At 69.5% G+C, this 20,731-nt stretch carries 21 protein-coding genes; 6 read left to right on the top strand and 15 right to left on the bottom strand.

Features of this window, described 5'->3' with window-relative positions:
• Nucleotides 1-105 precede the first annotated feature (105 nt).
• The 3 genes from purE (at nucleotide 106) to ACJMKZ_RS15415 (ending at nucleotide 3,098) form a co-directional block, all read left to right on the top strand.
• Nucleotides 106-612, top strand: a complete 507-nt coding sequence (gene purE / locus ACJMKZ_RS15405) for a 5-(carboxyamino)imidazole ribonucleotide mutase (RefSeq protein WP_405234086.1) — start codon at nucleotides 106-108, stop codon at nucleotides 610-612.
• Nucleotides 613-617: 5 nt separating this feature from the next.
• Nucleotides 618-1,724: a 5-(carboxyamino)imidazole ribonucleotide synthase gene (locus ACJMKZ_RS15410; RefSeq protein ID WP_405234087.1), complete on the top strand. Its 1,107-nt coding sequence runs from the start codon at nucleotides 618-620 to the stop codon at nucleotides 1,722-1,724.
• Nucleotides 1,725-1,793: 69 nt separating this feature from the next.
• Nucleotides 1,794-3,098 (top strand): AAA family ATPase, encoded by a 1,305-nt coding sequence (locus ACJMKZ_RS15415; protein WP_405234088.1) that lies wholly within the window; start codon nucleotides 1,794-1,796, stop codon nucleotides 3,096-3,098.
• Nucleotides 3,099-3,101: 3 nt separating this feature from the next.
• Here the strand turns inward: ACJMKZ_RS15415 and ACJMKZ_RS15420 are convergent, their stop codons facing one another.
• From ACJMKZ_RS15420 to ACJMKZ_RS15470, 11 genes are all read right to left on the bottom strand, one after another.
• On the bottom strand, nucleotides 3,102-3,326 hold the full coding sequence (locus ACJMKZ_RS15420) for a hypothetical protein (RefSeq protein ID WP_405234089.1): 225 nt from the start codon (nucleotides 3,324-3,326) through the stop codon (nucleotides 3,102-3,104).
• A 141-nt stretch (nucleotides 3,327-3,467) separates the two neighbouring features.
• On the bottom strand, nucleotides 3,468-3,638 hold the full coding sequence (locus ACJMKZ_RS15425) for a hypothetical protein (RefSeq protein ID WP_405234090.1): 171 nt from the start codon (nucleotides 3,636-3,638) through the stop codon (nucleotides 3,468-3,470).
• A 117-nt stretch (nucleotides 3,639-3,755) separates the two neighbouring features.
• The gene (gene tldD, locus ACJMKZ_RS15430; protein WP_405234091.1) at nucleotides 3,756-5,201 is read right to left on the bottom strand and encodes a metalloprotease TldD; all 1,446 of its coding nucleotides are present in this window, start codon (nucleotides 5,199-5,201) and stop codon (nucleotides 3,756-3,758) included.
• Between the two features lie 82 nt (nucleotides 5,202-5,283).
• Nucleotides 5,284-9,129, bottom strand: a complete 3,846-nt coding sequence (locus tag ACJMKZ_RS15435) for a YhdP family protein (RefSeq protein WP_405234092.1) — start codon at nucleotides 9,127-9,129, stop codon at nucleotides 5,284-5,286.
• A 10-nt stretch (nucleotides 9,130-9,139) separates the two neighbouring features.
• Nucleotides 9,140-10,639 carry a ribonuclease G gene (rng, locus tag ACJMKZ_RS15440; protein ID WP_405234093.1) on the bottom strand — a complete coding sequence of 500 codons (1,500 nt, stop codon included), beginning with the start codon at nucleotides 10,637-10,639 and terminating at the stop codon, nucleotides 9,140-9,142.
• Nucleotides 10,632-11,264, bottom strand: a complete 633-nt coding sequence (locus ACJMKZ_RS15445) for a Maf family protein (protein WP_405234094.1) — start codon at nucleotides 11,262-11,264, stop codon at nucleotides 10,632-10,634. Before ACJMKZ_RS15445 ends, rng begins: the two co-directional genes overlap by 8 nt.
• An 18-nt stretch (nucleotides 11,265-11,282) precedes the next feature.
• Nucleotides 11,283-11,753: a 23S rRNA (pseudouridine(1915)-N(3))-methyltransferase RlmH gene (gene rlmH / locus ACJMKZ_RS15450; protein ID WP_405234095.1), complete on the bottom strand. Its 471-nt coding sequence runs from the start codon at nucleotides 11,751-11,753 to the stop codon at nucleotides 11,283-11,285.
• A 9-nt stretch (nucleotides 11,754-11,762) separates the two neighbouring features.
• Entirely contained in the window at nucleotides 11,763-12,119 is a 357-nt protein-coding gene (gene rsfS / locus ACJMKZ_RS15455) for a ribosome silencing factor (protein WP_405234096.1), read from the bottom strand.
• Nucleotides 12,120-12,159: 40 nt separating this feature from the next.
• On the bottom strand, nucleotides 12,160-12,822 hold the full coding sequence (nadD, locus tag ACJMKZ_RS15460; protein ID WP_405234097.1) for a nicotinate-nucleotide adenylyltransferase: 663 nt from the start codon (nucleotides 12,820-12,822) through the stop codon (nucleotides 12,160-12,162).
• 34 nt (nucleotides 12,823-12,856) lie between these two features.
• Nucleotides 12,857-13,882, bottom strand: coding sequence for a DNA polymerase III subunit delta (holA, locus tag ACJMKZ_RS15465; RefSeq protein ID WP_405234098.1), 1,026 nt, complete (start codon nucleotides 13,880-13,882; stop codon nucleotides 12,857-12,859).
• Nucleotides 13,883-13,955: 73 nt separating this feature from the next.
• Nucleotides 13,956-14,216: a Trm112 family protein gene (locus ACJMKZ_RS15470; protein ID WP_405234099.1), complete on the bottom strand. Its 261-nt coding sequence runs from the start codon at nucleotides 14,214-14,216 to the stop codon at nucleotides 13,956-13,958.
• 185 nt (nucleotides 14,217-14,401) lie between these two features.
• On the opposite strand from ACJMKZ_RS15470, the gene ACJMKZ_RS15475 reads away from it, so the two are divergent.
• On the top strand, nucleotides 14,402-14,809 hold the full coding sequence (locus ACJMKZ_RS15475; RefSeq protein WP_405234100.1) for a MerC domain-containing protein: 408 nt from the start codon (nucleotides 14,402-14,404) through the stop codon (nucleotides 14,807-14,809).
• 30 nt (nucleotides 14,810-14,839) lie between these two features.
• Here the strand turns inward: ACJMKZ_RS15475 and ACJMKZ_RS15480 are convergent, their stop codons facing one another.
• Genes ACJMKZ_RS15480 through cysS form a run of 4 tightly spaced genes read right to left on the bottom strand, consistent with a single transcriptional unit; the run spans nucleotide 14,840 to nucleotide 17,986 of the window.
• Nucleotides 14,840-15,913: a hypothetical protein gene (locus ACJMKZ_RS15480; RefSeq protein ID WP_405234101.1), complete on the bottom strand. Its 1,074-nt coding sequence runs from the start codon at nucleotides 15,911-15,913 to the stop codon at nucleotides 14,840-14,842.
• The gene (yidD, locus tag ACJMKZ_RS15485; RefSeq protein WP_405234102.1) at nucleotides 15,910-16,173 is read right to left on the bottom strand and encodes a membrane protein insertion efficiency factor YidD; all 264 of its coding nucleotides are present in this window, start codon (nucleotides 16,171-16,173) and stop codon (nucleotides 15,910-15,912) included. Before yidD ends, ACJMKZ_RS15480 begins: the two co-directional genes overlap by 4 nt.
• Complete coding sequence (locus tag ACJMKZ_RS15490) at nucleotides 16,173-16,601, bottom strand: SufE family protein (RefSeq protein ID WP_405234103.1); 429 nt, start codon at nucleotides 16,599-16,601, stop codon at nucleotides 16,173-16,175. The genes yidD and ACJMKZ_RS15490 overlap by 1 nt, the downstream gene beginning before the upstream one ends.
• 5 nt (nucleotides 16,602-16,606) lie before the next feature.
• A complete protein-coding gene (gene cysS / locus ACJMKZ_RS15495; protein ID WP_405234104.1) occupies nucleotides 16,607-17,986 on the bottom strand; it encodes a cysteine--tRNA ligase in 1,380 nt (459 codons plus the stop codon).
• 150 nt (nucleotides 17,987-18,136) lie between these two features.
• On the opposite strand from cysS, the gene hisI reads away from it, so the two are divergent.
• On the top strand, nucleotides 18,137-18,625 hold the full coding sequence (hisI, locus tag ACJMKZ_RS15500; protein WP_405234105.1) for a phosphoribosyl-AMP cyclohydrolase: 489 nt from the start codon (nucleotides 18,137-18,139) through the stop codon (nucleotides 18,623-18,625).
• A 4-nt stretch (nucleotides 18,626-18,629) separates the two neighbouring features.
• Nucleotides 18,630-20,726, top strand: a complete 2,097-nt coding sequence (locus ACJMKZ_RS15505; protein WP_405234107.1) for a dipeptidyl-peptidase 5 — start codon at nucleotides 18,630-18,632, stop codon at nucleotides 20,724-20,726.
• Nucleotides 20,727-20,731 lie beyond the last annotated feature (5 nt).

Raw genomic sequence — 20,731 nt, forward strand, 5'->3', positions numbered from 1 at the left:
TGCGGGGCCGGTGACGAGGCAGCCCGCTCGCCACATGCGTGCCGCGCCCCTGCCCGCGGCATCACCACCATACAACCGGCGCGTCCGCCCCTGTAGAATGCCGCCATGGACGTGAAGGTCGGCATCATCATGGGTTCTGTCTCCGACTGGGACACCATGGCCCACGCGAGCGAGACCCTGCACGCGCTCGGCATCCCGCACGAGACCCGCGTGGTCTCCGCCCACCGCACCCCGGATCTGCTGTTCGAGTACTGCGAGACGGCGTCCGGCCGGGGCCTCGGCGTGATCATCGCCGGCGCCGGCGGCGCCGCCCACCTGCCCGGCATGGCCGCCGCCAAGACGCCGCTGCCGGTGCTGGGCGTGCCGGTGCAGTCGAAGGCACTCTCGGGCATGGACTCGCTGCTCTCCATCGTGCAGATGCCCGCCGGCATCCCGGTGGGCACGCTCGCCATCGGCAAGGCCGGCGCGGTCAACGCCGCCCTGCTCGCGGCAGCCATCCTCGCCGTCGGCGACGAGGATATCCGGCGCGCGCTCGAGAACTACCGTCGGCAGCAGACCGAAAAGGTGCTGGCGCGTCCCGACCCGGCTGCCGACGACCCGGCCGAAGTCTGACCGCCATGCGCGTCGGAGTGGTGGGCGGGGGGCAGCTGGGCCGCATGCTCGGCCTGGCGGGCCTGCCACTGGGGCTGGAATTCGTGTTCCTGGACCCTTCGCCCGAGGCGCCCGCTGCTGCGGTGGGCGAGCACATCAACGCCGCCTTCGACGAGCAGGGCGCCATCGCCGAACTCGCGGCGCGCTGCGACGTCGTCACTTATGAGTTCGAGAACGTCGACGTGGACTCCCTCGCCGCCGCGGCCGGCGACACGCCCGTGTACCCGCCACCCGCCGCCCTCGCCACCGCCCAGGACCGGCGCAACGAGAAGCTTGCGTTCGAGGCGGCCGGCATCCCGGTGGCGCCCTGGCAGACGGTGGACAGCCGCGACGACCTGGAGGCGGCGTGCCGTGCCATCGGCCTGCCTCTCATCGTGAAGACCCGGCGCCTCGGCTACGACGGCAAGGGCCAGCACCGTATCCTGACCGAGGCCGACATCCCGGCGGCCTGGGAGGCGCTGGCAGGCGTGCCACTGCTGGCCGAGCGGCTGGTCGCCTTCGACCGGGAGGTCTCCGTCATCGGCAGCCGTGGCGCGGACGGTGCGCTCGCCTGCTACTCCCTGACCGGCAACGTCCACCGGGACGGCATCCTGCACACCTCTTGCGCCCCCTCGGCCGACGGCGGGTTGCAGGCCCTCGCTGAGACCCATCTCCGCGCCCTGGTCGAGCGCCTGGACTATCGCGGCACCATCGCGGTCGAGTTCTTCGTGGCCGGGGGCCGTCTGCTGGGCAACGAGTTCGCGCCGCGGGTCCACAATTCCGGCCACTGGACCATCGAGGGCGCCGCCTGCAGCCAGTTCGAGAACCATCTGCGGGCGATCTGCGGCCTGCCGGCCGGCGACTGCCGCATGCGGGGCCATGCCGGCATGCTGAACCTGATCGGCGCGGTGCCGGCTCCCGCCGGCATCCTGGCAGTGCCCGACGCCCACCTGCACGACTACGGCAAGTCCCCGCGTCCCGGGAGGAAACTCGGCCATGTCACGGTCGTCGCCGACTCGGCGGAAGAGCGGGATCGGTGTCTGGCGCGGCTGGAGGCGCTGGTCGCGGCCCGGAACGAGACCCATTCCCTGTAAGAGCGCCGGGTTTTGGTGTTAATGTTTAAGGTTGTTCCGGGGTAAGCCCGGAGGATCGACCAGCAAACCATGTCTTATCTCGAGCACTTCAAACTCGCCGAACAGCCCTTCCGCCTCACGCCGGACCCGGCCTTCGTCTACTGGAGCAAGCAGCACGCTCGCGCCAAGGCGTATATGGAGTCGACCATCTGGCTTGCCGACGGGTTCGTGGTGATCACCGGCGAGATCGGCTCGGGCAAGACCACGCTCATCCAGTCGTTTCTGAACGAGCTCGGCGACGACGTGGTCTACGCCATGGTGTCGCAGACCCAGCTCTCGCCGAGCCAGTTCCTGCAGGCCGTGCTGGCGGAGTTCGGCTTCAAGCCGTTCCAGGCCCGCAAGGCCGAACTGCTGGACATGCTGAACATGTTCCTCGTCGAACAGTACGGCGCCGGCAAGAAGGTGGTGCTGATCATCGACGAGGCGCAGAATCTCAGCCCGAAGGTGCTCGAGGAGATCCGGCTGCTGTCGGGCATCGAGACGCACAAGGAGAAGGTGCTGCGCATCATCCTGGCCGGCCAGCCGGAGCTGAAGGACAAGATCGAGTCGCCGCGGCTGAAACAGCTGACCCAGCGGGTGCGCCTGCGCTTCCACCTCGGCCCGCTCACCAACCGGGAGATGCGCGAGTACATCGGCCATCGACTGAAGGTGGCCGGCGCGGACGCTGAGGAGATCTTCGCCGAGGACTGCCTCGACCTCATCTACCGCCGCACCGGCGGAGTGCCCCGGCTGATCAACACGCTTTGCGACACGGCGATGCTGTGCGCTTTCGCCGAGGACCGGAAGCTCATCACGCCGGAGATCATCGAGACGGCGCTGGAGGAACTGGCCTGGGAGGTCGAGGCGCCGGCGGCCGAGCCCACCGAGCATGCCGAACCCGGCAATACCGGACAGATTCTGCGCCCCGCCTCACTGGACCCGCGGGATACTGGCGAGATGACGCTGGCGCGCATCGACGTGCGCATGCAGGGCAAGGTGGTGGAGACCCACAACCTCGAAGTCGGGCGCACCGTGATCGGGCGGACGCCGGACAACGAGATCCGCATCGACAGCAAGTACGTGAGCCGTCACCACTGCCAGATCGTGAGCGACCTGGAACGATCCGTGCTCGAGGACCTCAACAGCACCAACGGCGTGTTCCTGGGCAAACACCGCATCAAGAAGAAGAACCTGGAAGACGGCGACGTCATCGTCCTCGGCAAGCACGAACTCGTCTACACCGACCTTCGCGACGCGGAGCTCGAGGAGGACGAGGAACCTGACGAGGACGAGCTGGCCGAAGAGACGGACGACGAAGACGAGGACGAAGAGGACGAGGACCTCTACGCCACCTGATCCCTACTCGGGTACGTCGCTCTCGCGCTCGCGCTCCATGCGCCGCTGCCGGTGATCCCGACGCTTCAGCAGCACGACGATGCCGCCCAGCAGCGAGAACATGCCCACCACGAAGCAGATCGACGGCCAGTACCAGTAGTCGAGGTAGAGCGACGCCGCCAGTGCGACGCAGCCGGCCAGCAGGTAGAAGTACGGGACCACCTCGTAGATCGGTTTAGAAAGCCACATCGCTCCCCCTGAGCTCGACGACGGTCCCGGGTGACGGGCATCCGTGCGGGTCGGACCCATCTAATTAATGCAGCGCGGGGACCGCGTCAAGCGCGGGATGCGGGGGGAGCCGGCGTTTGAGGTGACCGCGGGGCCGGCGTCTCAGTCCTTGCCGCCGCGGAACAGGCGCAGCAGCCGGGCGCCCAGGGACTCGCCGAAACCGTCGATATCCATGTCACGCGGGGCGTCCATGGGCCGCTCGCGCAGGCTTCTGGCGAATTCCAGTGCGGCCGGATCCAGCTCGGATTCTGTGTAGGTGCGTTCGAAGTCCATGATCAGTGCCACCTTTGCTGACAGTGGCCACGGAGATTAGCCGGACGCGCAAAGTATTGCAGTGACGCCTTTCACAGAGCGGGGTGCGAGGCCGGCCGGCTGCCGGCGGCGGCTGGCTCAGCTCGTGCCGCCCACCGTGATGCGGTCGACCTTCAGGGTGGGCTGGCCGACGCCGACCGGCACCGACTGGCCCTCCTTGCCGCAGACCCCGACGCCCGTGTCCAGCTTGAGGTCGTTGCCCACCATGGACACCCGGGTCAGCACGTCCGGGCCGTTGCCGATCAGGGTGGCGCCCTTGACCGGCGCGCCGATGCGGCCCTTCTCGATCAGGTAGGCCTCGCTGGCGGAGAACACGAACTTGCCCGACGTGATATCGACCTGCCCGCCGCCGAAACTGGGTGCATACAGTCCGTATTCCACCGACTCGATGATCTCGCCCGGATCGTGCGGGCCCGCGAGCATGTAGGTATTGGTCATGCGCGGCATGGGCAGATGGGCGAAGGACTCGCGGCGCCCGTTGCCGGTCGGCGCGACACCCATCAGACGCGCGTTCATCTTGTCCTGCATGTAGCCTTTTAGCCGACCGTTCTCGATCAGCACCGTGCAGGACGACGGCGTGCCCTCGTCGTCGATCGTCAGCGAGCCCCGCCGCCCCGGCAGCGTGCCGTCGTCGACGATGGTGCAGAGCTCGGAGGCGACCTGTTCGCCGATGCGCCCGGAGAAGGCGGAAGTGCCCTTGCGATTGAAGTCGCCCTCCAGGCCGTGGCCGATGGCCTCGTGCAGAAGCACGCCCGGCCAGCCCGGCCCCAGTACCACCGGCATGCTGCCGGCCGGCGCCGGCACCGCCTCGAGCTGCACCAGCGCCTGGCGCACCGCCTCCCGGGCGTAATCCATGACCCGGTCATTCTCCAGGAAGAAGGTGAGGTCCGTACGGCCGCCGCCGCCACTGTAGCCCTGCTCCCGGCGGCCGTTCTGCTCCACGATGACGTGGACGTTGCAGCGGACCAGCGGGCGGGAATCGGCGCCCATCGTGCCGTCGCTGCCGACGATCATCACCAGATCGTGGGAGGCGACCAGGCTCACCACCACCTCCTTCACCCGGCTGTCGAGCGCACGGGTCTCGCGGTCGACGCGGCGCAGGAGTTCCGTCTTCTCCTCGTCGCCGAGGCTCGACACCGGATCGGCCGCGGAATAGAGCGCCGGCGGCTGGCTGCGGCTCCAGGCCTGCACCCGCGCGTCACCGCCGCCCGCGGCGATGGCGCGCGCGGCATCGGCGGCCTGTTCCAGCGCCGGCAGCACCAGTTCGTCGGAATACGCGAAACCGGTCTTGTCGCCGTAGATCGCGCGCACGCCCACGCCCTGCTCCTGGCTGTAGCTGCCTTCGCGGACGATGCCGTCCTCGAGGCTCCAGCCCTCGAAACGGGAGCTCTGGAAATACAGGTCGGCCGCATCGATGGACCGCCGCATGATGGCGCCGAGCGTCCGGCTCAGGTGGCCCTCATCGAGGCCGGCGGGGTCCAGCAGTTCCGTCTGCGCCGTCTCCAGCGCGTTCGTTTCGGTCACAGCGAAAATCTCCGTTCGGGCCTGGGCGCGCGCCCAGGCACCGTCGTTTCCGGTAGCCGTCTATCCTATCAGACGGCCGCGCTCACTCGCCCTGGTTCAGGCAACCGGCCAGCTCGCTGGTGGCCCCGAAACGGCGCGCATCCGTGCGCTCGATGGTCGGATCGTCGAAGTCGCCGCTCACCTGGTAATAGGCCTGGCCGAGCTCCTGCAGGGGCTTCTTGAAGATCTGGGAGAACAGCAGCAGCGCTGCCGCGGCCGGGGGACCGCCGACGACGGCGCCGACCGCGGGCAGGCTGCTGCCGACGTCGGCACTGACGAGCGCCGTCTGGTTGTAGTCGCGCTGGGCCAGCCCGGCACGGCCGACCACGCCGATATCCGCCACCGAGCCTTCCAGGGTCAGGTCGCAGGTATAGGCATCGCCGTTGACGATCCGGAACGTACCCTCGATCTTGTCGAAGCCGAGGCCCTTGTTGAACACGTCACGGAAGTCCAGCGACAGGCGGCGGGGCAGCGCCGCCACCGACAGCAATCCGAACACCCGGCCCGCGCCGGGATCCACCTCGTCCAGCTGGCCGTTCACGATACGCATGGAGACGTCGCCGTCCAGCTCCTCGAGAAACTCGCTGCGCGGCGGACCCGAGATCGACAGGTCCAGGGTGACGGTGGCCTCCTCGGCATCGATGCCCGGGAAATAACCGAGCGCGCTCAGCGTCTCCTTCACGTCGGTGCTCTCGAGGCGCCCGGAAAGGCCGGCACGCTGACCCGCCGGATCCGTGAGGTCCACCCGCCAACCGGCGCCGCCGGTGAACTCGAAGGTCGCCGCACTCGCAGTGAGGTCGTCGCTCTCGATGCCGGTCTCGGTCTTGCGGAAAGTGGCCGCCACCGCGCCGAAACCCCGCTCGCCGAGGCGGAAGTCGGCGATGCGTACGTCCAGCGGCGGATACTGGGCCGGGCTGCCGGGATCGCCGGCTTCCGGGTCGGCCTCGACGAGGTGCAGGCGCTCCATGTCCAGCACCAGCGGCCGCCCGCCGGCGAGGTCGGCCGGGACGATGACCGAGCCCGCGGCCGTCGGTCCTTCCACCTGCACCAGCCAGTCGCTGGGATTGCGCTCCATCTCCAGGTCGACGTTGCGGGCGCGCTGGCCGAAGGCGTAGAGATCGCCGACGGTCACGTCCGCGGCGCGGATCATCCCGCCTGGCGCGGCTTCTCCCGCCGTGGCGCGGTCCAGCCAGTCGCCGAGCCGCAGCCGCTCGAGGCTGCCCGTGAGGTAAAGACCTGATCCGGTCGGCAGCGACGGCAGGCCCGGTCCCAGGTGGATATTGCCGCGGCCGAGGCGCCAGCCGTCGGCTTCCCGGCCGACCTCGGCGATCCACTTGGCCGTCTGGCCGTAGAAACCGGTGATCCCGAGCAGGCCCGGTTCCGTAAACGCGATCTCGAAACTGAACGGCCAGGACTCCTCCGCCGTCTTCGCGACGGGTTCCGGCAGACTCACGCTCATCCCTTCCAGGCGGGACTCCACCCGGATCGTGACCGGCGGGCCGTCCGCCAGTCCTGCCTTCGGAAAGCGTACCGTGGCCTGATAGTCGGTCTCACCCGCGATATCGCCGGCCAGTGGAAGACCTGCCTCCTGCACCAGCGCCTCCGCGCTGATGCGGCTCTCGGCCAATGCGATCGCCGCGACGTCGCTGCTGGCCTCGCCGGCCGAGGTCAGCTCGATCTGCACCGGGCTGCCGAGGAAGTCGGCCTCGATATCCCGTCCCTCGACGCCGGAGCGAGTGATGCGGGCCGTGCCGGCGACTGCCGTGAGAGGATGCGGGAATCCGGCCAGGGAGAGCCGCCCGTCCGTCGTGCTGACGGCCGCCGCCACCGTGTAGTCCTCTATCCGGGTCACCGGGATGGTGAAGTCTAGATCCACGTTCGCGGGCCCCGCGGCGGTCACGTCGGCGAGGCGGCCGCCGAACAGCCCCGAGATAGGCGATGCCTCGGCGTAATCCACCACGTTCGCGAGGGTACCCGCGGCTGCGCCGCGCACCTCCAGCACGCCTTTGCGCAGGTCCTCGATGGCGGCGTAGACATCCTCGATGGCGGCGCCCATCGTGACCGCGGAGTTCTCCGTGCTCGAGAGACGCATCCCGTCCAGAACCACTTCGCCGTCGAGCTGCTCGATATCCGGCCACTGCAGCGCGAAACGCATGACGGCATCGCGGATGCTGGTCCGGGCGCGGAACACGCCCTCCCCGTCGTCGAACGGAAAGTCGGCGAGCGCGCCGTCGAACCGCACCGTACCCCGCTCCGCCCGGCCCGCCACGAGGGCCTTCTCCACCCATTCCACCGCGAGGCGCGGCATCACCCGCACGGGGAGATAGCGGGGCGTGCGCGAGAGATCGGTGAGCCGCCACTCGCCGGTGAAATCCAGCCGCGGCGATGAGGCCTCCGGGCCGCCGGGCAGATCCAGCTCGAAGCTGCTCTCCGTGGCGAGCCATTCGTCTTCCAGGATAAACCGGTCGCACAGCACGGTGAGTCCGCTGCCGGTGCCGCGCCAGACCACCGTGGCATCAGCCCGGGTGAAGTCGATCGGCGCCGCCAGAACCTCCGGTGCTTCCAGGACCAGTGCCCGGCTGTCGAGTACCAGGCGGCCGTTGGACTCGTCGGCCCGCACGCTGCCCGAGACGCCGCGGACGCCGGGGATCGAGTCGTGCGGCGCGACGCCGGCATCGCGCAGTTCGGCCTCCAGCGAATAGGTCAGCGGCGCCCCCTCGGGCAGGCCGTCGACGCGCAGACGCAGCGACACGAGATCGCCGCTGGGTTTGTAATCGGCATAGGGCTGCGCCACGGCGGCGGGCAGCCAGGCCGCGAAGGGCCGGATGTCGTCCATGGAGAGGAAGCCGGACTGGATCTCGAGTGCCGTGAGTCGCGAGTCGCCGTCGGTCTCCGCCGAGACCTGGACGAAGCTGTCCGGCCGCAGCGTGTCGCCGCGCTCGATCCTGAGATCGTTCACGGCCGCCAGCCAGCCGCCGTCGTTCAGCGCCCACTCCAGCCGGGCGCTCAGGTCGTAGGGCGGCGGTGGCGGCGCGTCAGCGGCAGCCGCCGGCGCGAGCCCACGCGCCGCCAGCGTGGCCCCCGCCCTGCGCAGCAGCCCGTTGCGAAACCGGGACCAGATCTCGACGTCGGCAATGCCGGCCGCCGGCGCCGGCCACTGCTCGGGAAGGATGGAGGCCAGCCGGCCCAGGTCCAGCTCGCTGGCTTCGACATTCACGTCCCAGACCGGCGTATCGCCTTGCCGCCCTGCCCGGCGCGTGGCGAGGACGCGCAGCGCACTGCCCAGTTCGCTGCCGGGCTCGAGCCGGGCCTCCAACTCCTGGTCTTCGCCGGAACGGTTCCACTCGAGGCTGGTCAGCCGGGCCTCGAGCGGGCCGCCCCGGGCGCGGGGATCGCTGTAGGTGAAATCGACGTCCTCCAGCACGATGCGGATGTCCCTGGGCAGGTCGCTGCCGGAGACGTCCTCGGAGGTCTCGGCCGTGCGGCCCTGGACCGCGAAACGGCCGTCGCCGAGCCGCTCCACGGTCACGCTCGTGCCGGTCACCGCGAGCCGGCCGACGCTGATGCGGCGTTCCCTCAGCACGCGCAGGATGGCCGCGCCGACGCTCACCTCGTCGGCGTCCAGCACCGCATCGCCGGTGCCGGGATCGATCAGCGTGACGTCCGTGAATATCAGCTCCGGCCCGTTCAGCCGCCAGCGGGCGTCGATGCGCTCGAACTCCACGTCGAGGCCGATGGCTTCGCTGGCCCGCGCGCGAATCTCCTCCCGGTACTCGGGCAGCTCCGGCAGCATCAGGCGCAGCAGCCCCACCCCCACCGCCAGCAGGATCACCAGCGCGGCGACGGTGTAGGCGAAGAACTTCAGCGCGCTTGCGGCGTAGCGATTCATCTCCGTCCGGTCAGAGCAGCACCACGTCGAAGTGGTCCTGGGCGTACAGCGATTCGGTCTGCAGGCGGATGGGCTTGCCGGTCAGCTCCTCCAGCTCCGCCAGGCCGGCCGATTCCTCGTCCAGCAGCAATTCGATGACGTCCTGGTGGGCGAGGACCATCAGGCCCTCGAAACTGAACTGCCGGTGCTGGCGCAGGATCTCGCGGAAGATCTCATAGCAGACCGTCTGCGCCGTGCGTACCTGCCCCCGGCCCTCGCACGTTGGACAAGCCTCGCACAGGATATGTTCCAGGCTCTCCCGGGTGCGCTTGCGTGTCATCTCTACGAGCCCCAGCGGCGAGACCTGGGTGATCTGGTGGCGGGCATGGTCGGCCGCCAGCGAACGCTCCAGCACCTGCATGACCCGGTCCCGGTGCTCGACCTCCTCCATGTCGATGAAGTCGATGATGATGATGCCGCCCAGGTTGCGGAGCTTGAGCTGGCGCGCGATCGTCACCGCGGCTTCCAGATTGGTACGGTAGATGGTCTCTTCCAGGTTGCGACTGCCGACGTAGCCGCCGGTGTTCACGTCGACCGTGGTCATCGCCTCGGTCTGATCGATGATGACGTAACCGCCTGACTTCAGGGGCACCGTGCGGTCCAGAGCCTTCCTGATCTCCTCCTCCACGCCGTAGAGGTCGAAGATGGGCCGGCGCCCGTCGTAGAGTTCGACGATGGGCGCGAGATCCGGCAGGAAACGCCGGGTGAAGCCCTTCATCTTCTCGAAGGTGCGCTCGTTGTCCACGCGGATGCGTTCGATGTCGGCACTGACGAGGTCGCGCAGGATGCGCACGGGCAGCGGCAGGTCCTCGTGGATCAGCCCGATGCCGCGCTGCGACCTCGACTGTTCCTGAATCACTTCCCACATGCGCTGCAGGAAGATCATGTCGGCCCGCAGCGCCTCGACGCCGGCCCCCTCGGCGGCCGTGCGAACGATATAGCCGTGCTCGGGTACCTCCGGCATGATCGCCTCCATCAGGCTCTTCAGCCGGGCACGCTCGGCCTCGTCCTCGATGCGCGAGGAGATGCCGATGCCGCTGCCGTGGGGCATGAGCACGAGGAAGCGGGACGGCAGCGTGACGAAGGTGGACAGCCGTGCGCCCTTGGTACCGATGGGGTCCTTCAGCACCTGCACCACGATCTCGGCGCCTTCGCTGACCAGCTCGCGGATGTTCGCCTGGCGGGGGCGATCGCCATTGCCGGCGCCATTGCCGCCGCCGGCGGGGACGTCCTCCACCGGCGTGGGTGCGACGATGTCGGAAGCGTGCAGGAATGCGGTGCGCTCGAGGCCGATATCGATGAAGGCGGCCTGCATGCCGGGCAGCACCCGCGAGACCTTGCCGCGATAGATATTGCTGATGAGGCCCCGCCGCGCGGCCCGCTCGATGAAGATCTCCTGCAGCACGCCGTTCTCGAGCACGGCGGCGCGGACTTCCCGCGGCGTGACGTTGATCAGGATCTCTTCACCCATCGCTCTCTCGCACCCCGTCCGGCATCGCCAGGGCCAGCAGGTCGACGCCCGCGGCGGCCAGCAGCTCCCCGGTCTCATACAGCGGCAGTCCCACCACGCCGGAATAGCTGCCCTCGAGTCCGCTCACGAACAGCGCACCGAGGCCCTGGATGGCGTAACCGCCGGCCTTGTCCCGGGGCTCGCCGCTGGCCCAGTACTGCCGCATCTCCCTCTCGTCGAGTTGCCTGAGCCGGACCCGGCTCACCGCCGTGCGGACCGCAGTCCGGCCTCCCTGCACGACCGCGACACCCGTGTAGACCTCGTGGGCGCGCCCGCCCAGCGCGCCCATCATACGCCGGAAGTCCGTCGCCGAGGCAGGCTTGCCGTAGATCTCGCCGTCGAGGGCCACGGCGGTATCGGCGCCGATCACCACGGCGCCCGGGGCGTCCGCGGCCGCCGCCTCCGCCTTGGCGACGGCCAGCCGCTCCACGTAGTCCCGCGGCGTTTCTCCGGGGTGGGCGGTTTCGTCGACGTCCACGGGTCTCACCACCGGTTCGAGGCCGTACGCGGCCAGCAGCTCCCGACGCCGGGGCGACGCCGATGCCAGCACCACCGCTCCGCTGTCGGGATCCGTGCCGCTCATCATGCCCGATTCATGCCCGATTCATGCCCGATGGTACGGGTGGCCGGCGATGATGGTGGAGGCGCGGTACAGCTGCTCGGCCAGCACGGCGCGCACCATCTCGTGGGGCAGGGTCAGCGGCGAGAGCGACCAGCGGAAATCCGCCGCGGCGAGAAAGTCCGTGTCCAGCCCGTCGGCGCCACCGATCACGAAAGCGATGTCCCGGCCCTCGGCGAGCCATCCGGAAAGCCGGGCGGCGAATGCTTCGCTGTCGAGTTCAAGGCCGCGTTCGTCCAGGGCGACGACCCGCTCGTCCGGACGCAGCACCCCGCGGACCCGGTCCGCCTCGGCGGCCTTCACCTCGGCGTCGGGCTGCCGGGCCGAGCGTCGGGCGCCCGCCACTTCCACCAGCTCCGGGCGCCACTGGGGCGGCAGGCGCTTTGCGTACTGCTCCCAGGCCTCTGCAACCCAGGAACGGGGCCGGCCGCCGATGGCCACGACTCGTACGCGCACGAAAGCCGCTCAGCGCTCTGTCGACGCCGCGCTGTTCCGGGGCTCGCTGATGTCCCAGAGCTTCTCCAGGTTGTAGAAGTCCCGGGTCTCGGGCTGCATGACGTGGACCAGCGCGTCCTGCAGGTCGACGAGGATCCAGTCTCCCTTCTCCTCGCCCTCCACGCCGTAGGGCTTCACTCCCGCCTCGCCGGCACGCTCTATAACGCGGTCGGCGACGGATCTGACGTGGCGGTCCGAAGTGCCGCTGGCGATGATCATGTAATCGGTGATGGTCGTGAGATGGCGCACGTCGAGCACCTTGACGTCCCGCGCCTTCAGATCCTCCAGCGCCCCCACGACCAGATCGCGCAGCTCTTCACTGTTCATGCAGTCTCCCGTAGTCCTTGGTCATCCGTACCGTTCCCGCTCATTCTCCGCCGTCTTCGTCCCCGGCCGCCGCCCGGTAGCAGCCGCTCTCGTCGATGAGGTCCCGCACCGCGTCCGGCATCAGGAAACGCGGATCGCGCCCCGCCCTGACCAGCGCCCGGATGTCCGACGAGGAGATCTCGAGCTGGGTCACGGCATGGATATAGATGCTGCCGGCCCGTGACTCGTGCAGATCGCCGATGCGTCCCGTGCCGCGGTCGACCAGCAGCTCGCCGAGCGGTCCCATGTCGGGCGCGCGCCAGCCGGGCCGGTGGGCCACGATGATGTGGGCGAGCTGCAGAATCTCGCGCCAGTGGTACCAGCGGGGCAGACTCAGGAACGCATCCATGCCGACGATGAGACAGAGCGAGCGGGTGGGATATTCCGCACGCAGGGCTGCCAGGGTGTCGACCGAATAGGACGGCCCTTCGCGCTGCAGTTCCCTGTCGTCGACGACGAAGCCGTGCTGGGCCTCCGTCGCCAGTTCCACCATGCGCACGCGCAGGGCGGCATCCGCGATGGGCTCGCCGCGATGCGGCGGCGTGCCGCAGGGCATGAACCTGAGCTCCGACAGCCGCAGTTCCTGCAGCAGCTCGAAGGCCGTCCGCAGGTGGCCGTAGTGGATGGGATCGAAGGTCCCGCCGAATACGCCCATGGGGTTCATCGGCGCTCGCCCTCCCCGCCTGTAGCCCGGCTCCTCACGCAGCCCGCCGGACCCGGGGCCCGCGCGCCAGGCCCGCCGTCAGCGCCACGAGTTCCTGCCAGGGTTGTCCCGGCGCGCGCCCCTTGACCACCTGATCGGCGAGGGCCGCCCGGCGCATCAGCGCATGCAGGCTCGCCGGGCTGTGCCGCCCCACGCAGGCGCGCAGCAGGTCCTCCCGGCTGGACCAGACGCCCCGCTGCTTCAGGCTGCGCGCCAGCGCGACGCCCGCTTCGAGGTCGTCGCGAACCAGCGCGGCGGTGCGCAGTTCCCGCGTGAGCGCCCACAAAACCAGCACCGGCTCGACGCCTTCGGCGCGCAGCGAGCCGAGGATGCGCAACGCCCGATCCGCGTGACCGGCGACGGCGGCATCGCTCAGCTTGAAGATGTTGAAGCGGGCGCTGTCCGCGACGGCGGCCTCGACCTGATCCGCGTCCACCGGCCCCTCGCCATGCACCAGGCGCAGTTTTTCGAGTTCCTGGGCGGCGGCGAGCAGATTGCCCTCGACCCGGTCGGCCAGCAGCCGCACCGCATCGCGGGTGGGCTCGAGGCCCAGCTCCCGCATCCGCACGGCGATCCAGCCGGGCAGCGCGCGTGCGTCCACGGGCCAGACCTGCACGACCGCGCCCGCCCCGTCCAGGGCCTTCACCCACTTGGAGGACAGCTGCGAGCGTTCGAGCTTGGGCGCGGACACCAGCACCAGCGTGTCCGGCGGCAGGGATTGCGTGAGTTCGACCAGGGTCCGCGACCCGGCATCGCCCGGCTTGCCGGTGGGCAGGTGCAGCTCCAGGATCCGCTTCTCGGCGAACAGCGACAGGCTGGCGCCGCCCGCCAGCACCCGGTTCCAGTCGAAGCCGCGCTCGGCCGTCAGGACCTCGCGCTCGGCATAGCCCTGCTCCCGGGCCCGGGCGCGGATCGCGTCCAGGGCCTCGGCCGCGAGCAGGGGCTCGTCGCCGGTCACGAAGTAAAGCGGCAGGATTCGTTCTTGCAGGTGGGCCTTGAGCTGGTCGGCGCTGATTTTCACTCTGGAATTTCGGGCTCGGGATTGCGCCGATCATACATGCGCGGCGCGCGGGCAGGGAACCGCGGCGACCCGGTCAGGGCGTTGACAGCTGGGCGAGCGCGATGGCCTCGTCTTCCAGCAGCACCGGGATACCGTCCTCGACCGGATAGGCGATCCGGTCGTCCTCCGTCACCAGCGCTTCCTCCAGACGCCGTTCCACCGGACTGCCGTCGTGGCGCAGCAGACGCCCCTCGGAAACGGCCGCGTTCAGGCGTTCGAGCATGTCCGGCGTCGCCGGGTGCAGGGACTTGTGGGTCACGGGGCAGCAGAGGATTTCCAGCAGTTTTCGCTTCACGGGACGTTCTTCCGTCAGGTTTCCGCAGGTGATGTCGTCAAGGATCTTATCAAGGGTCTTGCCGAGGGCCTGTCGCGTCGCAGTGACCGCGGTTCGGCTGCCGCCATTGCCGCCAGAAACGTAATGTTATATCTTTCAATACCGGCACGCGCCGGATCATCCCGCTAGCGTAACCCCAGGTTCCCGTGGAAAACACCCCCTCACGACATCGGCGGCGCCTCGATCGCCTGGCGGTCGGGCTGTCCGGGCTCTGCCTGTTGCATTGTCTCGCCCTGTCACTGGCGACGGTGGCGGCGCCGGCCGTGGTCGGGCTCGGGTTCGACGGCGGCTGGACCCACGTCGCGATGCTGGCGCTCGTGATACCCCTGAGCGCCATCGCCCTGCCCAGAGGCTACCGCGAGCACCGCCGCAACCCGGTGCTCTGGCTGGGCGGCGCCGGGCTCACCCTGCTCGTGCTGGGCGCCACACTGGGGCACCACGTCTACGGCCCGGCGGCGGACACCGCCCTGACCATGACGGGCGCCGTGGTCCTCGGACTGGCCCACGTGATGAACGCGTTGTGGTGCGGCCGGCCCGCGCCGCGGCACAGCTGAGCGAGTGGCCAGGCGAGTAGCGAGCAGCAGCTAGGCACTCGGCCAGGGGCCCTGCGCCGACCCCGGGTACGCCTCGCCCCGTAGCGCGGCCGCCAGCCCGGCCCGGCCGTGGCGCTCTGCGGCGGCCAGCAGCGGCCTCCTGTCGTCGTCGCGCGGGCGGAAGCTGCCGTCGAGAGCGAGGCAGCCGCCCAGCACGGTCAGAGCCTCCTCCCAGGCGCCGGCGCGCCCCAGACGGGCGATATAGTCGCGGCCGAAGTTTATCCGGGCGCGGGGCGACTCCCACTCGCCTAACGCCTCGAAGAACCATCGCCAGGCCTCCAGGTCGTCGCCGTTGCGCTCCAGCCAATGGCGGACGTACGCCACGCCGGCCGGGCCATTGCCGCGGCTGACGTGGGCGTACGCGTGGTCCAGCACGGCCCTGCGCTCGCGCGCCGCGGCCTGCCGGCGCCGGGCTGCGTCGATCTCCGGCGCGCACCGCACCGGAAGATCGAGCGCATCGCGACGGGAGTAGAACACCGCGCCGCTCAGGCTGAACAGGAGCACCAACTCGTAGGCGGCCGCGAGGAATCGTAGCGGCACCGGCAACCGTGCGGCGAGTCCGTTCACCAGCGCGGCTACGGCAGCCGCGGCGAATATCCAGCCGTAGGCGGCACCCGTCTTCCGGATCGTGTCGGCCAGCGCGAGCGGGCGCAGCATCTCCAGCGGCGACTGGGTCACCGCGAGCCGCAATGCCGCCGCAGGGAAGACGAAGGCGGCCGCATAGAGGAGGAACTTCGCCGCCGCGCCGTGACCTGCACCATGCAGCAGAAGCGCCCCGAAACTCGCGATCGTGATGGCCGCCCAGGCGCCGAGCATCCACAGCCGCGTGGCCGGATTGAACAGATCGACCTCCGCCACCGGCGGCTCCTCGCCCAGTGCCCTGGCCCGCAGCACGGCCACCAGGTATTTGGCCCCGCCGAAGCTCAGCAGCACCGCCAGCCAGAGGCCGAACATGCCTGCCTTGACCGCCAGCAGTGCCAGCGCCGCGAAGCAGACGACGGCGACGGCGAGGCCGCCGTGGGAGACGGGGTAGACGAGTTCGCGGAAAAACTCCCGCGCCGTCATCGGCGCGGCTGGGGTTCGCCGGCGGCGTCCTCAGGCTCCGGCACCGGGTCGTAGCCGCTGCCGCCCCAGGGATGACAGCGGCCGATGCGGCGCAGCGCGAGCGCGCCGCCCTTCAGCGCGCCGTGGCGGGCGATGGCCTCGCGGGCGTATTCGGAACAGGTCGGCTGGTAGCGGCAGTTCGCGCCCAGGAACGGGGAAACCAGGAGCTGGTAGCCGCGGATCAGGCCGAGGAGCAGGCCGCGCAGGAGCCGGGCGCCCATCAGGCCGTCGTGCCGGCGCACTCCGCCGCCGCCCGCGCGCGGATGGACTTCAGCATGGCCATCAGCCCGTTGCTGCGGGTGGGGCTGAGGTGCTCGTCGAAACCCAGCGCCGCGATGAAAGACGGCTCCGCCGCCACGATGTCTTCGGGCGGGCGGTCGTCGTAGACCCGCAGCACCACCGCGATGAGCCCCTTGACGATGGCGGCGTCGCTGGTGGCCCGGTAATGCATGCGGCCGTCCTCCGACGAGGACACCAGCCACACCTGCGACTGGCAGCCCTGCAGCTTGTTCTCCTCCGTCATCTCGTGGGACGGGAAATCGGGTAGCCGCCGGCCCAGTTCGATCAGGTACTGGTAGCGGTCCATCCAGTTATCGAAGAAACCGAATTCCTCGATGAGTTCCTGCTCCGCCTGTTCGATCTCGCTCATAGCCCTCAGCTCGCCACACGCCAGCGCGTGCCGTCCGGTCCGTCCTCGATCACGATGCCCCGCGCCTCCAGCTCGTCGCGGATGCGGTCCGCCTCCGCGAAGTCCCGGGCCTTGCGGGCCGTCTGGCGCTGCTCGAGCAGTGCCTCGATCGCCTCCGCATCGGGCAGCTCGTCGCCGCCGCCGGCGAACCAGGCCTCCGGGTCCTCCTGCAGCAGGCCCATCACGTCTCCGCTCGCGGCCAGCACGGCGCCGAGGCGGCGGCGCCCGGCCTCGTCCCCGGCCTTGTTCACCCGCCGGGCCATGTCGAACAGCGCCGCCATGGCCCGGGGCGTATTCAGGTCGTCCTCCAACGCCTCGAGAAAGTCAGCCGCCGGTTCGGCGGCGGCCACCTCTTCCGCGGTCGGCGCCGCAGCGCGCAGGGCGCCGTACAGGCGGTCGAGTTTGCGGCGGGACTCGGTGATCAGCTCCTCCGTCCAGTCCAGCGGCTGGCGGTAATGCGCGGACAGCAGCGCCACCCGCACCGCCTCGCCCGGCCAGCGCTCCAGCAGATCGCGCACCAGCAGCACGTTCCCGAGAGACTTGGACATCTTCTCGTGCTCGACGTTCAGGAAACCGTTGTGCACCCAGTAGCACGCGAACTGCCGGCCGCCGTGGGCACAGGTGCTCTGGGCGATCTCGTTCTCGTGATGGGGGAACATCAGGTCCTGGCCGCCGCCGTGGATGTCGATCGTCTCGCCGAGATGGGTCTCGGACATCGCTGAGCATTCCAGATGCCAGCCAGGCCGGCCCCGGCCCCACGGGCTGTCCCAGCCGGGCAGATCCTCGCCGGAGGGTTTCCAGAGCACGAAATCCGCAGCCGCCCTCTTGTACGGCGCCACTTCCACCCGGGCGCCGGCGATCATCTCGCGCAGGTTGCGCCGGGACAGCGCGCCGTATTGCTCGTACGCGTCCACGTCGAAGAGCACGTGTCCCTCCGCCTCGTAGGCATAGCCCGCGTCCATCAGCGACCGGATCATCGCGATCATCTGCGGGATGTGCGCGGTGGCCCGGGGCTCGATGTCCGGCGGCAGCACGCCGAGGGCCGCCATGTCCTCGTGATAGGCGTCCGCAAAGCGCTCGGTGATGGCGGAGATCGGCTGGCCCGTGTCCTTCGCGGCCTGGTTGATCTTGTCGTCCACGTCGGTGATGTTGCGGGCGTAGATCAGCCGGTAGCGACGGCGCAGCAGGCGCGCCAGCACGTCGAACACGACCGCCGGGCGTGCATTGCCGATGTGCGCGAAGTTGTACACGGTGGGCCCGCAGACGTACATGGTCACACGCTCCGGATCGCGGGGCTCGAAGGGGACTTTCTCCCCTCGCATGGTGTCGTGGAGTTGTATCGTCATGGCGCTGCGAGATTCTCTGAGATTCTCCAGGAAAACCTTGTCGGCAGAAAACAACGGAAGATTCCGAGTCAGCGGACCATGATAGCAATACTGGACCGGCTGTCGATCGCCTATAATGGCGGGTTTTCGACCCATCGCCCAGGAGCACACATGGCCGAACCCACTGTCAGGTTCGAGACCCGCCGCAGCGTCGAGCAGGTGGAGGAAGGTAACGAACTCGCGCCCCGCTTCGACGAGCACGGGCTGATCCCGGTGGTGACCACCGATTACGAAACCGGCGAGTTGCTGATGCAGGGCTATATGAATGCCGAGGCACTCGCGCGCACCATCGAGACCGCCGAGGCGCACTACTTCAGCCGCAGCCGCCAGGTGATGTGGCACAAGGGCGCCACCAGCGGACTCGTGCAGCACGTGCGCGAGATGCTGATCGACGACGACCAGGACTGCGTCTGGCTGCGCGTCGACGTCGCCGGCAGTGGCGCCAGCTGCCACGTCGGTTACCGCTCCTGCTTCTACCGCAAGGTCCCGCTGGGGTCGGACGCCGTCGGCGGCCGGATGGAGCTCGAGTTCACCGAGACCGAGAAGGTGTTCGACCCCGAAGCGGTCTACGGCGACGCGCCGAACCCGACCGTGCTCTGAGGCCGTGGCCTTCTCCGCTACACGCCGCCCCGCCTGCCTCATCGGCCTCATCGGCATGGCCACCGTGGCCGCCATGCTGACCGGCGGTCCGGCCGCGGCAGCCGGCTCGAGGGGGCTCACCGCCGACGACCTGGTCGAATTGAAACGTCTGTCGGAACCGGCGGTGGCACCGGATCGCAGCGCCGTGGCCTACACGCTGCGGGAGACCGACCGGGAGGCCGACCGCGGGCGTACGGATGTCTGGCTGCTGCCGCTGCACGCAGGCGCCGCGCCACGACGGCTCACCAATGACCCGGAGAACGACACGTCACCGGAGTGGAGTCCGGACGGCGAGCGGCTGTATTTCCTGTCCGCCCGCAGCGGCTCCCGGCAAGTCTGGATGATGCCGCTCGATTTCGGCGAACCGCTACAGGTCACCGACTATGCCGTGCCGGTATCGACCTTCCGCCTGTCCCCCGACGGCGCCGCGCTCGCCTTTACCGCCGCCGTCCTGCCGGACTGCGAGGCGGACCTCGCGTGCACGGCGGAGCGACTGGCCGCGCGCGCCGAGAGCCCGGAGACCGGCCGCGTCTACGACCGGCTCATGGTCCGCCACTGGGACCGCTGGGAGGACGGCACGGTCTCGCGTCTGTTCACGGCGGCCCTCGGCGAGGACGGCCTGGCCGGCGACGCGCCGCCCCGGCTGGCGTCGGCGGGGCTGCTGGCGGAAATCCCGTCCCGGCCCTTCGGCGGCGTCGCCGACTATGTCTTCTCCCCCGACGGCCGGGGCCTGGTGTTCACGGCCAAACCCGAAGGCCGCCAGGAGGCCTGGTCGACGGACTATGACCTCTACGCCGTCGCCGCCGGCGGCGGCCGGGTGCAGAACCTGACCGAGGAGAACCCGGGCCGGGACGGCCATCCGGTGTTCTCGCCGGACGGCGAACGCCTGGCCTGGCTGTCGATGGCGACGGCGGGCTACGAGTCGGACCGCCGGCGCATCATGATGCGGGACACGGCTTCCGGCCGCACCCGTCAGGTGGCGCCGGAGTGGGACCGCTCGCCGAGTGAGATCGCGTTCTCGACGGACGGACGGGAAATCTACGCGGTGGCCCAGGACCGGGGCCGGCGGCTGCTGTTCCGCATCGACATCGAGAGCGGCAGCGTGCTGCCGCTGACCGCGGCCGGCACGGCGGGCAGCATCAGCGTCGGGCCGGAATCCGTCGTGTTCGTGAAGCATTCCCTTCGCGCACCGGCCGACCTGCACCGGCTCGACCTGGAGACCCTGGCGCTGGAGAGGATCACGGCCGTCAACGACGAACACCTCGCCGATATCCGCATGGCGGAGTTCGAGCAGTTCAGCTTCCCGGGCTGGAACGAGGAGACGGTGTACGGCTATGTGATGGAACCGGTCGACCGCGACCCCGACGCGCAATATCCGATCGCCTTCCTGATCCACGGGGGCCCCCAGGGCAGCTTCGCGGACCAGTTCCACTACCGCTGGAATCCGCAGGTCTATGCCGCGGCGGGCTACGGTGCCGTATTCATCGATTTCCACGGCTCCACCGGCTACGGTCAGGCGTTCACCGATTCCATCAACGGCGACTGGGGCGGCAAGCCCCTCACCGACCTGCAGCGCGGCCTGGAGGCGGCAGTGACCGCCTACCCCTGGCTGGACGGCCGGCGCGCGTGCGCGCTGGGTGCCTCCTACGGCGGCTACATGATCAACTGGATCGCGGGCAACTGGCCGGAGCGGTTCCGCTGCCTGGTGAATCACGACGGGCTGTTCGACCTGCGCATGATGTATTTCAGCACCGAGGAACTCTGGTTCCCCGAACACGAATTCGGCGGCCCGTATTACGCCGGTCCCACCACGTACGAGAACCACAACCCGGTGCACTACGTGACGAACTGGCGCACCCCCATGCTCGTGGTCCACGGCGCCCTGGATTACCGGGTACCCGGCACGCAGGCGCTGGCCACGTTCGCGGCACTGCAGCGCCAGGGCGTCGAGAGCCGCCTGCTGTGGTACCCGGACGAAAACCACTGGGTGCTGAAGCCCGCGAACAGCGTGCAGTGGCACCGGCAGGTGCTGGACTGGCTCGAGCGCTATCTCGCCCGCTGAGAGCG

Source organism: Lentisalinibacter salinarum (assembly GCF_040706555.1).
Lineage (GTDB): Bacteria > Pseudomonadota > Gammaproteobacteria > Steroidobacterales > Woeseiaceae > Lentisalinibacter > Lentisalinibacter salinarum.

Bases quoted from the DNA above. Each gene is read 5' to 3' on its own strand.
- purE (WP_405234086.1), top strand. From the start codon at position 106: ATGGACGTGAAGGTCGGCATCATCATGGGTTCTGTCTCCGACTGGGAC.
- ACJMKZ_RS15410 (WP_405234087.1), top strand. From the start codon at position 618: ATGCGCGTCGGAGTGGTGGGCGGGGGGCAGCTGGGCCGCATGCTCGGC.
- ACJMKZ_RS15415 (WP_405234088.1), top strand. From the start codon at position 1,794: ATGTCTTATCTCGAGCACTTCAAACTCGCCGAACAGCCCTTCCGCCTC.
- ACJMKZ_RS15420 (WP_405234089.1), bottom strand. From the start codon at position 3,326: ATGTGGCTTTCTAAACCGATCTACGAGGTGGTCCCGTACTTCTACCTG.
- ACJMKZ_RS15425 (WP_405234090.1), bottom strand. From the start codon at position 3,638: ATGGACTTCGAACGCACCTACACAGAATCCGAGCTGGATCCGGCCGCA.
- ACJMKZ_RS15435 (WP_405234092.1), bottom strand. From the start codon at position 9,129: ATGAATCGCTACGCCGCAAGCGCGCTGAAGTTCTTCGCCTACACCGTC.
- rng (WP_405234093.1), bottom strand. From the start codon at position 10,639: ATGGGTGAAGAGATCCTGATCAACGTCACGCCGCGGGAAGTCCGCGCC.
- ACJMKZ_RS15445 (WP_405234094.1), bottom strand. From the start codon at position 11,264: ATGATGAGCGGCACGGATCCCGACAGCGGAGCGGTGGTGCTGGCATCG.
- rsfS (WP_405234096.1), bottom strand. From the start codon at position 12,119: ATGAACAGTGAAGAGCTGCGCGATCTGGTCGTGGGGGCGCTGGAGGAT.
- nadD (WP_405234097.1), bottom strand. From the start codon at position 12,822: ATGAACCCCATGGGCGTATTCGGCGGGACCTTCGATCCCATCCACTAC.
- ACJMKZ_RS15480 (WP_405234101.1), bottom strand. From the start codon at position 15,913: ATGACGGCGCGGGAGTTTTTCCGCGAACTCGTCTACCCCGTCTCCCAC.
- yidD (WP_405234102.1), bottom strand. From the start codon at position 16,173: ATGGGCGCCCGGCTCCTGCGCGGCCTGCTCCTCGGCCTGATCCGCGGC.
- ACJMKZ_RS15490 (WP_405234103.1), bottom strand. From the start codon at position 16,601: ATGAGCGAGATCGAACAGGCGGAGCAGGAACTCATCGAGGAATTCGGT.
- cysS (WP_405234104.1), bottom strand. From the start codon at position 17,986: ATGACGATACAACTCCACGACACCATGCGAGGGGAGAAAGTCCCCTTC.
- hisI (WP_405234105.1), top strand. From the start codon at position 18,137: ATGGCCGAACCCACTGTCAGGTTCGAGACCCGCCGCAGCGTCGAGCAG.